The following is a 12,480-nucleotide window of genomic DNA, read 5'->3' as shown; positions in this document are numbered from 1 at the left end:
CACAATGGTGTGTAGTTATCTTTTTTAAATGCAGCGCTGTGCCGCCATAGACTAAAACACATTCATATAGCAAATAAATATGTTTTACAGTGACTTCCGCACAATCATTGAAAATTATTCTGGAGATAAGCCTGTGCCTGTACTGAAAACCTCGCGTTTGATCTGCCGCCCGCTCACACATGACGACTGGGCGTTTTTCTTAACGTTACAGAAGAACGCAGATGTGATGCGCTTTGTCGCTGACTCGCGTACCGAAGAGGAGATACGGACAGTCTTTGACTCCCGCTTGCCTGAATGGTCTCCCGGCAGTCCACACTGGCTGTGCCTGGTCCTGTGCGATAAGGCATCGGGCGTACCGCTTGGGGTAACCGGATATATTCAGGATAAAAATGAATGTGCCGAGGTCGGCTTTCTGCTCACTCCCGAGGCGCAGGGCAAAGGTTATGGCGCTGAATCCCTGCATGCCGTTTGCGATTATGCGTTTACCGCCGGAGGACTACGCCGACTGACGGCCTGCGTCACCGCAGGAAACGATGCCTCACGGCGTCTACTGGAAAAGGTCGGGTTCATTCTCGAAGGCACGCTGCGAGAAAGCTACTGGCTACATCAAACCTGGCATGATGACTGGATTTTCGGCCTGTTAAAACAGGAATATCAGCCGCCCGCGCCATCAGGCGTTTTGCTGTAAAAAATGGCTGGATGGCGGCTGGCGTAACGGGGTGTGTTTCTTAAAATAGGTCTTTTTGTACAGAGATTATTATGCAGCTGCATTCGACGCATTTCACGCCCGCCTGTATCGCATTTATTAAGCAATGGCAGGGCCTGTCGCTGGAAAAGTATCAGGACAAAAAGGGGATCTGGGTCATTGGCTACGGGCACGAAATCACCGCAGATGAATCCTTTGATGCCCCAATTATGCTGATGCAGGCCGAAACATTGCTGCTCGCGGATATAAATATCTGCGAGGCATTCATCCATAAGGAAATGCCGCAAATACAAGATCGGTTTCAACAGGAAGCGTTAATTGCATGGATGCTCAGCGTGGGGATTAGCCGGTTTTGCACTGCTGAATTCTGGCCTGGGGCTATTTCACAGCCAGAAACAGTCTGACTGTGAAATATTTTCCCATTATAGGGTGTCGTTTAGCATCATTGCCGCCTGCGTACGGTTTTTTACCTCCAGGCGCTGATACAGCGATTCAAGATGGGCTTTTACCGTTCCAGTGCTGATATTTAATAATCGACCAATTTGTTTATTAGATTCTCCGGCGGCCAGCATCGTCAGAATCTCCCGCTGACGCGCGCTGAGCAATCTAATATTTTGCCCGCCACATTCGGTCGCTGCGATGCAATCTCTGGGGATAAACATCATACCTATCGCGACGCTATTGAGTGCCAGCGTGAAGGTTTCCGCATCAGAATCGCGCGGAACAATGGCCAGCACGTTTAATTGCGTGACTTCCTGTAGCCATTTTTTACGGCAGTCCGTTGCGGTTACCAGCACTTTTACCTTCGCAAAGCGCTCTGCTATCTGTTGCAGCAAGCTACGGCAGAACTCAGCGTCAAAATCTCCATCCAGCATTACCAGTGCATCAGGATTGTCTTCCAGCGTCCGCCAAAGATCATCTGCCTGACTGACACCCTGAACATTCACTCCTGGAATACGCTCTTGTAAAATTACATTCATTCCATGAATAAATATTGACTGCCTGTCAAACATTATTAACTGCATTATTTATCTCCGTCTGAATAAGATATTAGCCTTAACACGCGGAAGGGTATTATCCGAGGGGCAAAATATGAAGTCACCATTTGGCGGAGGCCATTTTACCGATAGACGGAGAAGAAAGAAGCAGACGTTATAAATAGTTACAGCTGAAACCAAAGAATCACACAAAGGATCAAAATCGGGGTTAAATGTTCAGAAAATCCTTAATATTTGATGTTCAACCCTGGATTACTAATATTAATAACCCGGAGTTTATATTCTTAGCTAAAAATAAGAAACTCACGATAACAGACAAATATGTTACAAAACAAAATATCGCATTAAATGATCATTCGGGCATGAGAATGGGGAGGTGATCATAGTTTCTGATGCAACAAATCCACTCCCGAAGAAGAATGAACTCTTCAGAACGTTTATCCCCGATCTCTTTCAGCACCGCGATTGCGGTATCAGATTCCAAATAATACCGGCAAACGCCATCAGCTATATTTTGACCTCTGATGGCGCGCCAGTTTTCGATTGCTCAAAAGGCTAAGTAAGAGGCAGTCGATTACAGGAACATCCCGCCAGAGACTTCGATACGCTGTGCCGTCATCCAGGCCAGCTCATCGCTGAGCAACGCAGCAATGGCGTCGCCAATATCATCCGGTAACCCAACACGCCCCAGCGCCGTCTGCGATGCAATGTAGGCATTCAATTGCGCATTATCCCGCACGTTTCCGCCGCTAAAATCCGTCTCGATTGCCCCAGGCGCAATAATATTCGCCGTAATGCCGCGCTCTCCCAGCTCTTTCGCCTGATAACGGGTTAACACCTCCATCGCCCCTTTCATGGCAGCGTAAGCGCTGTAACCCGGTAGCGCAAAGCGCGACAATCCGGTTGAGACATTAAGAATGCGTCCGCCGTTGTTGATCAGCGCCAGCAGGTTCTGTGTCAGGAAAAAAGGTCCTTTAAAATGGATGTCCAAAAGCTGGTCAAATTGCGCTTCAGTGAACGCCGGATAAGGCGCGTTAATGCCAACTCCGGCATTGTTCAATAAATAATCAAAGGTGTCGCTTTGCCAGTGCGTTTGTAGGGTTTCCTGCACCTGTTTGACAAACTGAGGGAAAGTGGAAATATTTCCGACGTTCAACGGTAATGCTACAGCTTTACCGCCAGATTGGCGAATTTCATCCACAACTTGCTGCGCTTCTTTTTCATTGCTGTTCCACGTCAGGATGACACCAATGCCTTTACTCGCCAGCTTTAGCGCCGCGTTTTTACCGAGTCCACGGCCGCCGCCGGTCACCAATGCGATACGTTGCGTCATAAGAAACCTCATTTCAGGTGTTGTGAAGATTGAGACAAAGCTTATTAGGTGGTAGAAAAACAATAAATACCGCTAACTGCGCATTACTGTTTCATTTAGAACAACAATAGGGCATGAGAATGGATAAAATTCACGCAATGCAGTTGTTCATCCGCGTCGCAGAACTGGAGAGCTTTTCGCGCGCGGCAGACACCCTCGGACTTCCTAAAGGTAGCGTATCGCGTCAAATCCAGGCCCTGGAAAATCACCTGGGCACACAGTTGTTGCACCGCACAACCCGCCGCGTTCAGCTCACGCAAGACGGCATGATCTATTACGAACGAGCGAAAGATTTGTTGAGCAATCTCGATGAACTGGATGGGTTATTCCATCATGACCCGGCCAGCATCAGCGGCAAGCTGCGCGTCGATATGCCGGTTGGTGTGGCGAGAAATCTGGTGATGCCCCGCTTACCGGCCTTCTTGCATCAGTATCCGGGGCTTGAGCTCGAACTTAGCAGCAGCGACCGCCTGGTGGACTTGATCCGCGAAGGCTTCGACTGTGTGGTACGCGTGGGGACTCTGAAAGATTCAGGGCTGATTGCGCGCCCGCTGGGGAAACTCACGCAGATTAACTGCGCCAGCCCGCAATACCTCGCCCGATTTGGTTATCCGGAAAGCCTGGAGGATTTAGCCTCGCATGCGGTGGTGCACTACTCAGTCAATTTGGGAACGCGTGCGCAAGGCTTTGAAGTGGCGACAGACAACGGAGCTAAATGGGTTAAAACCGGCGGCATGCTGACGGTGAACAGTACCGAAACGTATCATGCGGCATGTCTTGCCGGTCTGGGCATTATTCAGGTACCGCGCGTGGGCGTGCGTGATGCCCTGCGCGCCGGTACGCTGATTGAAGTATTGCCGCAATATCGCGCCGAACCATTACCGGTTTCATTGATCTATCCGCATCGCCGTAACCTCTCCCGCCGCGTACATCTGTTTATGGAATGGCTGACCGGCGTGATGAAAGACTATGTGGACTGACAAGCTATACTGTCCTGAGAATGAACAGAACAAGGATTACTGCCCTGATGACGCAGGAAAAAGAGATTAAACGCCCCATTCAGGAACTTGAGCACGCACCAATCCCAAAAATTGAGACCCTGGAGCGTAAGAATACAGAAACCAACGGTAAGACCAACCAGGCGCTGAAAACCGCCCTGACCTTCGCCGATAAAATTCAACGCCAGCCCATGATTGCCCATCTGATTCGCGCCGCGGAGAGATTTAACGATCGTATGGGAAATCAGTTTGGCGCCGCCATTACCTACTTCTCGTTTCTGTCGATGATCCCTATCCTGATGGTGTCGTTTGCCGCCGCGGGTTTTATTCTCGCTTCGCACCCTACGCTGTTGCAGGATATCTTCAGCAAAATCCTGCTCAACGTCAGCGATCCGACGCTCGCCTCCACGCTGAAAAACACCATCAATACCGCCGTTCAGCAACGAACCACCGTCGGTCTGGTGGGTCTTGCCATCGCGCTCTATTCCGGAATTAACTGGATGGGAAACCTGCGCGAAGCTATTCGTGCCCAGTCGCGGGATGTCTGGGAGCGGACCCCACAGGATCAGGAAAAAATTTGGGTCAAATATCTGCGTGATTTTGTCTCATTGATTGGCTTACTGATTGCGCTGATTGTTACGCTGTCCATTACCTCCATCGCCGGTTCCGCCCAGCAGATGATTATCTCTGCGCTGTATCTCGACGGCATCGAATGGCTGAAGCCCGCCTGGCGGCTGATCGGCCTGACCATCTCTATTTTCGCCAACTACTTGCTGTTCTTCTGGATTTTCTGGCGGCTACCGCGTCACCGACCGCGCAAAAAAGCGCTCATTCGCGGCACATTTATCGCGGCACTGGGGTTTGAAGTCATCAAAATGATCATGACGTACACGCTGCCATCACTGGTGCAATCGCCGTCAGGCGCGGCGTTTGGTTCCGTACTTGGCTTAATGGCGTTCTTCTACTTCTTCGCCCGTCTGACTCTGTTTTGCGCTGCCTGGATTGCCACAGCAGAATACAAAGACGACCCGCGTATGCCGGGGAAAACCCACCGCTAATCTTTGTTAACTGCCGGATAACGTTGCGCTTATCCGGCCAACCCAATGCTTACGTCGAAATTCTGCGCATTATCAGAATTAAAATCCAGCCCGTAACTTTTGTTTAACCCAAAACCAGTTTTATCATCCAAGTTTTAAATTATGTGAAGCATTTCATGGAAGTGAAATCTCCAGCCTAAAAATTATCCCCTTTTTGCTCTGTTTTTGACCAATCGCAAGGTTTGTTACAGATTGAAATGTCTCTTTTGCTGTGCGTAATATGACCTTTCGTTCGACCAAAAATAAGAAAATATTATGCAAGCAACAGCCACAACGCTCGACAACGAACAGGAACACACCCCGGTCAACTCGCGCAATAAAGTCGTCGTCGCCTCACTCATTGGCACTGCCATTGAGTTCTTCGACTTCTATATCTACGCCACCGCCGCGGTGATCGTGTTCCCCCATATCTTCTTCCCGCAGGGGGATCCGACCGCGGCAACGCTGCAGTCCCTCGCCACCTTTGCCATCGCCTTTGTGGCACGGCCTATCGGTTCTGCTGTGTTCGGGCATTTTGGCGATCGCGTAGGGCGTAAAGTCACGCTGGTTGCCTCACTGCTCACTATGGGGATCTCGACGGTTGTCATTGGCCTGCTGCCGGGTTATGAAACTATCGGTATTTTCGCCCCGCTGCTGCTGGCGCTGGCGCGTTTTGGTCAGGGTTTAGGACTGGGCGGGGAATGGGGCGGCGCGGCGTTACTGGCGACGGAAAACGCACCGCCGCGTAAACGCGCGCTGTACGGATCATTCCCGCAGTTGGGCGCACCTATCGGCTTCTTCTTCGCCAACGGCACTTTCCTGCTGCTCTCCTGGCTGCTGACCGACGAGCAGTTTATGAGCTGGGGCTGGCGCGTACCGTTCATCTTCTCTGCGGTGCTGGTGATTATCGGTCTGTACGTTCGCGTTTCGCTGCATGAATCCCCGGTCTTTGCCAAAGTGGCTGCGGCGAAAAAACAGGTGAAAATCCCGCTGGGTACCCTGCTGACAAAACATGTCCGCGTGACGATCCTCGGCACGTTCATCATGCTGGCGACCTATACGCTGTTCTATATCATGACCGTCTATTCCATGACGTTCAGCACCGCCGCGGCGCCTGTAGGGCTTGGCCTACCGCGTAATGAAGTGTTGTGGATGCTGATGATGGCGGTTATTGGCTTTGGCGTCATGGTGCCGGTGGCGGGCCTGCTGGCCGATGCGTTTGGTCGTCGCAAGAGCATGCTCATCATCACCACGCTTATTATTCTGTTTGCGCTGTTTGCCTTTAAACCGCTGCTCGGCTCTGGCAATCCGGTGCTGGTGTTCGCCTTCCTGTTGCTTGGTTTGAGCCTGATGGGTTTGACATTTGGTCCGATGGGCGCGCTATTGCCGGAGCTGTTCCCGACCGAAGTGCGCTACACGGGGGCGTCGTTCTCGTACAACGTTTCATCGATTCTTGGTGCTTCCGTTGCCCCTTACATTGCCGCATGGCTGCAGGCGAATTACGGCCTGGCGGCGGTCGGTACGTATCTGGCATCAATGGCGGCGTTAACGCTGATTGCGCTGCTGTTAACCCACGAAACCCGCCATCAGTCATTGTGATTCTTTGGCTGTAACCACCGTCTCCGGCCTACGTTGAGCATGAAATGTATGTAGGCCGGAGACGCGTTAGCACCATCCGACAACGGCAAAAATCACTTCTTCATTTGCGACAAAATGGTCCGGCATTGATTAGCGTCTCCTTCAGAAGGTGAAATCAGCGCCAGCAAGGCCGCCGCGGGCGTCACTAACGTTGCCAGCGCGGCAGCAACCGCACCGCGCGCAATCAGCGGCCCGGCCTTCACACCGGCCTGCGGATTCTTAAAGGTGCCGCGAACATACAGCGGCGAACGCAGGGTAATAATACGAATGCCTTTGCTCTCCGGATCGATGGTTAAATCCAGTTGCTCCGACGCAAAACTCGCCGTACCAGTGACATTAATGACCGCGTTTTCCGTGTCGAAGGCAAAAATCTGCGGGCGGGCTACGCCGTTAACAATATCCAGATTCGCTGCCGCGCAGTTCACCCGCACCTCGTCATCACCAAATATCTGTCCAACAAGATAGTTGCCCAGATTCAAGCCAACAATTTCCATCAGATTCCGGCTGATCAAACCGTCGTTCATCAGCAGCTTCAGGTTGCCATTGCTGTTACCAAGCAGCGCCGCTACCGAGTTTCCGCTCCCGCTAAACCTGGCGTCACCGTTCATTTCACCGAGCGTTTTCTGCATCAGCTCCACATCCGGCATCAGCGCTTTTAACTTCAGGCGGCGAGCCTGGATATCCGCCTGCCCCCGCATCGGCTTTTTATCCCCTTCCAGATGGATGCTGGAGACAATGCTGCCTCCCGCGAGGCCAAATTTCAGCGGCTGCAGGCGCAGGTCGGCATTTTTCAGGATGATATGGGTGGAGAGATCGCTGATTGGCAGGCTACTGCCGTGCTCAATACGCCGTCCTTTGAAACGTACGTCAGCGTCCATCACGTTCCATTTGTCGGTTTCAAAACGGTCATACGGCAAGACCTTATCCGCGGGCTGGACGCTCTTCTCACCTTTGCGCTGTTCAGATTGTTTGGCCCGCTCCGCCCCTTTGCCTGAATCCACACCGATCAGCGGCCCCAAATCAGCCAGCCTCAGTTGGCGTGACTCAACATCCCCTTTCAGCATTGGGCGCGGCTTACCGGTGGTATAGGCCAGCGTTCCGTGAATATCGCTGTCGCCAATTCGGCCATTAAAATCGCGGTAATCAAAAACAGAGGATTTTTCCGGGTCAATTTTCGCGACCAGATGTCCGTCGGTTTCAAACGGCGGCGTATCCGGGAGCAGCACGCCGGTCAAATCGTACAAATCCCCTAGCGAATCTCCCGAGAATTTAAGCCGCAGATCCGCCCCGCCCATATTCATCGGATCGTTTATCGTACCCATAAACGCCACACGCGTATTACCCGAACGGAAATCAGCCTGAATCGGGAAAGGGGTTCCTTCACCGCGCAGCGCCAGCATTCCGCCTATCTTCCCGCGACCGCTTAGCGGTTCGCCGTTATATCGGCCTTGCGCTTTCAGACCAAACACGTAGTCCTCAATGTGGGCGTTGCTCTCTTTACTTTTTGCGCCAGTCACTTCGCTAAAGGGCAACGGCTTACCCAGCGGATCGACCAGGATCTCAATCTCTGACTTCGTCACCTTATCGTTAATGGTGATGCGCCCTTGGTCGAACAGAATGTTATCCAGCCGGAAAGACCAGGCTGATGGCGGCGCTTTGGGATCGCGGTTTTCATCCCCTGCCAGGTTAAAGGTCCAGTTATTGTTTTTCTCCGACAGGCGGATAAGCCGTGCATCGGGTTTGACCAGCTTGATCCACGGGAGCCAGACGGTTTTTGTCAGCAATGCCAGTGGGGCGAGCGTGGCTTCAACGCGCGGGAGATGCACCATGGTGACGTCAGGAATGTCCGGCGGGTTGCCGAGGATGATATCCTCAGCATGAACATGCGGCCACGGAACCCAGCTACGCCAGCCGGTTTCCTGTTTTTGGCGTTCCCAAACCACGCCCAGGTCACCCCGTATGGCGAAGGGCCGGTTGAGTTCTGTAGAGACTTTCTGGTTGATGGTCGGTTTGAGCCGGTTCCAGTCAAATGTCGCAATCACGATGATGAGTACGACGATCAACAACAAGAAAACCCCTATTACTGAAGTGGTTATTTTGCCTGTTCTCGTCATGTTTAACCTCCTTACTTTCTTCCTTGCCTGTCCTAAAGATAGTCCAGCAGAGGAAAAGGAGGCGTTCTACATCCTTATCAAAGCGACAGAATTACGTCTTCAAGGGTATCCAGAGGCACTGGACGAGAGAGAAAATAGCCTTGCGCAGCGAAAGCCGGTGAGTTTTGCACATCACGCCACTCTTCCAGCGTTTCAACGCCTTCGACAATCACACCGCGGCAATAGCGGTTCATCAGCTGTAACAGCAGCGTAAAGAGATTGCGGCCCTCCGGCGTCTGGCGCAGCATGACAAATAGATCCCGCGCCACTTTGATATAGTCGTAACTCACTTCACTCAGAGCCGAGAAGTTTGCCATTCCGGTACCAAAATCATCCAGCCAGAGCGGGCCAAACTCGCACATTGAGGCGAACGACGATCCCTTCGGCAAGCGGATATGCTCCACCAGTTCAAAGCGCAGCCACGGCAGACATTCGATGATTTTCAGGATTTCGGGATCCTGGCGCATTGCAATCAGCGTTGGCCCGTCGACATTCACGGATGCCAGCAGATCGTGGGCTTTGAAAAACGCCCCTTTTTGTTCAAGCTGTACAAGCTGCTCTTTCACCACATCTACACGATGTCGTACGGCCACTTCGGCGAAATAGCGGTCCGGCGCGATACGTTGGGAGGGGTTTTCAGGATGGCTCACGACGGTCAGCAGCTCAACGGCCATCAGCCGTCCGTTGGTCTGATAAATCGGCTGGTAGGTGTAAGCACGCTCGCACTGCAGCCAATAGCGTCTCTCCTGCAAGTTTTCAATACTCGCATCGAGCGTAATTAGCTGCTGGGTAACCTGCTTTATCATCTGAGATGTCCTGTAAATAAGAGTGTGACTGACCGGACTCGTCAAAGGTTATCGGCGCTCAGGCGAAGAACTTTACGTTCAGCCCTACGCAAAATAGAAACTAAGCGGCAAAAAACGACGCAGAACACGTGCTGGCTCAAAAAAATAATGGAACGATGTTTTAATATAGTTGACCACTTAACACCCACAGCGCACACTAACGCTAATTTTTTTCAGAGCAGGTTACGACTATGTCCAGAAAGATTGCCGTGATTGGCGAATGCATGATTGAGCTGTCACAGAAAGGCGCTGACGTTCAGCGCGGATTCGGTGGCGACACGTTGAATACATCCGTTTATATCGCCCGTCAGGTCGATGCTGCGGCACTTTCCGTACACTATGTGACTGCGCTGGGTACCGACAGTTTTAGCCAACAAATGCTGGAATCCTGGCAGAGCGAAAATGTGGATACCTCATTAACCCAACGCATGGAAAACCGCCTGCCGGGCCTCTATTACATTGAAACCGATAGCACCGGCGAGCGCACCTTCTATTACTGGCGTAATGAAGCCGCCGCAAAATTCTGGCTTGAGAGCGAACAGTCCGCCGCTATTTGCGAAGAACTGGCGACATTTGACTATCTGTATCTGAGCGGAATCAGCCTGGCTATTTTAAGCCCGGCAAGTCGTGACAAGCTGCTGTCGCTGCTGCAAGAATGCCGCGCCAACGGTGGAAAGGTCATTTTTGACAATAACTACCGCCCACGTCTGTGGAGCAGTAAAGAAGAGACCCAGCAGGTGTATCAGCAAATGCTGGAATGCACCGATATCGCGTTTCTGACGCTGGATGATGAAGACGCGCTGTGGGGTGAAAAACCGGTTGCCGAGGTGATTGCCCGTACTCACGCGGCTGGCGTACAGGAAGTGGTTGTGAAACGCGGTGCAGACTCTTGCCTGGTTTCCATCGCAGGCGAAGAACTCATCGACGTTCCGGCCGTAAAACTACCGAAAGAGAAGGTTATCGATACGACCGCTGCGGGAGACTCCTTCAGCGCCGGGTATCTGGCGGTACGTCTGACCGGTGGCGATGCCGCTGATGCCGCAAAACGCGGGCACCTGACGGCAAGCACCGTTATTCAGCATCGCGGGGCGATTATTCCTCGCGACGCCATGCCGCAGTAATCTGGCGTTCTGGCAGGCCGGATTAGACGTTAACGTCGCGTCCGGCCTGCAGGTCACGATTCCCTTATTGCACCGGCGGGATGTCCGTCACTTCAGGATGTGATTCATCCGTTTCTACCGACGTTGCCGCGGCGGTAACCGGCGCCATAATGCTATCCCACGTCGCCTGCAGATCCTTCATATTGAATTCAGGTTCACCCTTCGGCTGCAACAGAATTAACGCCATATCTTGCGACAGTTGCTGACGCAGGTCCTGATTCAGCATCTCAACACTCAGGTTGTTCAAGAAGCTCTGACGTAAACGCTGATACTGTTCAGGCGCAATATCTACGACCTGGTTTTGCAGCGAGCGCAAACGCTGGCTGATCAAAATATCGGTATCGGTGCGACCATAGGTGGCAAACAGCTTCTGCAGTTCCAGATTCTTTTGCGCCACCAGCGCATTAAACTCTTCTTCCGGCAGCCCCTTATCGCGCACTTTGGCCAGCTCACGCGCAACCGTGCTGAGGTTCGCGTTCAGCTTACCGTTCGGTGATTCAACGTTAATGGCACATTGCGCGCGCAGGAACAGCACCCGACAGTCAAAGCCAAGGCCAATGTCTTTGGCATTGTTTTTGGTGAGCTCCTGCTGAATGTGCCAGAACAACGCTTCACGGGCTAAATCAGCGCGCCAGTAACGTAACAGCGCGGCAGATTCACGGATCGGCTGCCACGGCGTATCCCACATAATAGACAGGCGATCCTGACGTACCGCATCGGTCATTATGCTTACGGCCTCTGCACGCAGCGGAGAGAGCGTGGGTACCGGCGCAGGCGTTTCACGTTTACCTTTTAATTCGCCAAAGGTTTTATTGATTTGATCAGCCACGCTGCGCGCATCTACGTTACCGACGATAATCAGCGTCATCGCATCCGGGGTATACCATTTCTGGTAGAAGGACTGGATTTTCGTCGCATCAACAGGCGTTTTCAGCGGATCGGCAGGATCGTGACCCAGCAGAGTCGATCCCTTCAGACGATAGCGCCACCATCCCTCTTTGGTATCTGACGGCCAGGTTGCAACCATATCTTCGCTACTCAGCGCATGATTGACCGATTCAGGGGTGATGCTCAGATTACCGGAAATATTCGCCAGATAAGAAAGTGACTCTTTCAGCAGATCGTTGCGGCTGTTAGGCAGACTGAGGTTATACAGCGTGGAATCATAGGAAACGATAACGGGCGGCATGGGACGACTGGGATCGAACCCCTGCTGCCACAGAGAACGGGCTTGCGTAGCATCGAGGCCACCGCTTTGCGTCAGCGCGATACGCGGGATCGCATGGCTGAAACCACTCTGTTGTGTACTTTCGGTGAGTGAACCGGTATTGACCAGCAGGCGAACCTCAATACGGTCGCTGGGGCGCTGGGGAGTGGCTAAGACTTGCCACTGTAAACCATTTGCCAGCGTGCCCTGTTGCCACGCCGGGTCAGGCTGGAGCGCATCTGCCTGCACATAGCCGGCAGTGGCCATCATCAGCAAGCCGCCCGCTAAAAGTCGAATTTTTGTGCCCTGCATGTGAACCCCTGATCA

Annotated in this window: 11 protein-coding genes; 6 read left to right on the top strand and 5 right to left on the bottom strand. The window is 52.4% G+C overall.

Annotated elements, in window-relative coordinates; all coding sequences use genetic code 11:
• Positions 1–133: 133 nt before the first annotated feature.
• Both HV352_RS00970 and HV352_RS00965 read left to right on the top strand, forming a co-directional pair.
• Positions 134–688 carry a GNAT family protein gene (locus HV352_RS00970; protein WP_181635137.1) on the top strand — a complete coding sequence of 185 codons (555 nt, stop codon included), beginning with the start codon at positions 134–136 and terminating at the stop codon, positions 686–688.
• Between the two features lie 71 nt (positions 689–759).
• Positions 760–1,110: a lysozyme gene (locus tag HV352_RS00965; protein WP_103283344.1), complete on the top strand. Its 351-nt coding sequence runs from the start codon at positions 760–762 to the stop codon at positions 1,108–1,110.
• An 18-nt stretch (positions 1,111–1,128) separates the two neighbouring features.
• On the opposite strand, the gene HV352_RS00960 is transcribed toward HV352_RS00965, so the two are convergent.
• On the bottom strand, positions 1,129–1,731 hold the full coding sequence (locus HV352_RS00960) for a response regulator transcription factor (protein ID WP_046274486.1): 603 nt from the start codon (positions 1,729–1,731) through the stop codon (positions 1,129–1,131).
• A gap of 547 nt (positions 1,732–2,278) precedes the next feature.
• Positions 2,279–3,037 carry an SDR family oxidoreductase gene (locus HV352_RS00955; RefSeq protein ID WP_016154890.1) on the bottom strand — a complete coding sequence of 253 codons (759 nt, stop codon included), beginning with the start codon at positions 3,035–3,037 and terminating at the stop codon, positions 2,279–2,281.
• Between the two features lie 119 nt (positions 3,038–3,156).
• Here HV352_RS00955 and HV352_RS00950 point away from each other — a divergent pair, with 119 nt between their 5' ends.
• The 3 genes from HV352_RS00950 to HV352_RS00940 all read left to right on the top strand — a co-directional run bounded on the left by HV352_RS00950 (position 3,157) and on the right by HV352_RS00940 (position 6,749).
• Positions 3,157–4,056: a LysR family transcriptional regulator gene (locus tag HV352_RS00950; protein WP_181635136.1), complete on the top strand. Its 900-nt coding sequence runs from the start codon at positions 3,157–3,159 to the stop codon at positions 4,054–4,056.
• A 47-nt stretch (positions 4,057–4,103) separates the two neighbouring features.
• Positions 4,104–5,132 carry an inner membrane protein YhjD gene (gene yhjD / locus HV352_RS00945; RefSeq protein WP_016154892.1) on the top strand — a complete coding sequence of 343 codons (1,029 nt, stop codon included), beginning with the start codon at positions 4,104–4,106 and terminating at the stop codon, positions 5,130–5,132.
• Positions 5,133–5,426: 294 nt separating this feature from the next.
• Entirely contained in the window at positions 5,427–6,749 is a 1,323-nt protein-coding gene (locus HV352_RS00940; RefSeq protein WP_003023312.1) for an MFS transporter, read from the top strand.
• 92 nt (positions 6,750–6,841) lie between these two features.
• Here the strand turns inward: HV352_RS00940 and HV352_RS00935 are convergent, their stop codons facing one another.
• Both HV352_RS00935 and pdeH read right to left on the bottom strand, forming a co-directional pair.
• Positions 6,842–8,902 (bottom strand): AsmA family protein, encoded by a 2,061-nt coding sequence (locus HV352_RS00935; protein WP_181635135.1) that lies wholly within the window; start codon positions 8,900–8,902, stop codon positions 6,842–6,844.
• A 77-nt stretch (positions 8,903–8,979) separates the two neighbouring features.
• Complete coding sequence (gene pdeH, locus HV352_RS00930) at positions 8,980–9,747, bottom strand: cyclic-guanylate-specific phosphodiesterase (protein WP_016157708.1); 768 nt, start codon at positions 9,745–9,747, stop codon at positions 8,980–8,982.
• Positions 9,748–9,977: 230 nt separating this feature from the next.
• Here pdeH and HV352_RS00925 point away from each other — a divergent pair, with 230 nt between their 5' ends.
• Positions 9,978–10,907 carry a sugar kinase gene (locus HV352_RS00925; RefSeq protein WP_016157709.1) on the top strand — a complete coding sequence of 310 codons (930 nt, stop codon included), beginning with the start codon at positions 9,978–9,980 and terminating at the stop codon, positions 10,905–10,907.
• 64 nt (positions 10,908–10,971) lie between these two features.
• On the opposite strand, the gene HV352_RS00920 is transcribed toward HV352_RS00925, so the two are convergent.
• Positions 10,972–12,465 carry a pitrilysin family protein gene (locus HV352_RS00920; protein ID WP_016157710.1) on the bottom strand — a complete coding sequence of 498 codons (1,494 nt, stop codon included), beginning with the start codon at positions 12,463–12,465 and terminating at the stop codon, positions 10,972–10,974.
• Positions 12,466–12,480 lie beyond the last annotated feature (15 nt).

Source organism: Citrobacter sp. RHBSTW-01044 (assembly GCF_013781945.1).
Lineage (GTDB): Bacteria > Pseudomonadota > Gammaproteobacteria > Enterobacterales > Enterobacteriaceae > Citrobacter > Citrobacter braakii.
Note: the sequence above shows the minus strand (reverse complement) of the source record. Positions and strands in the feature narration are given on the sequence as shown.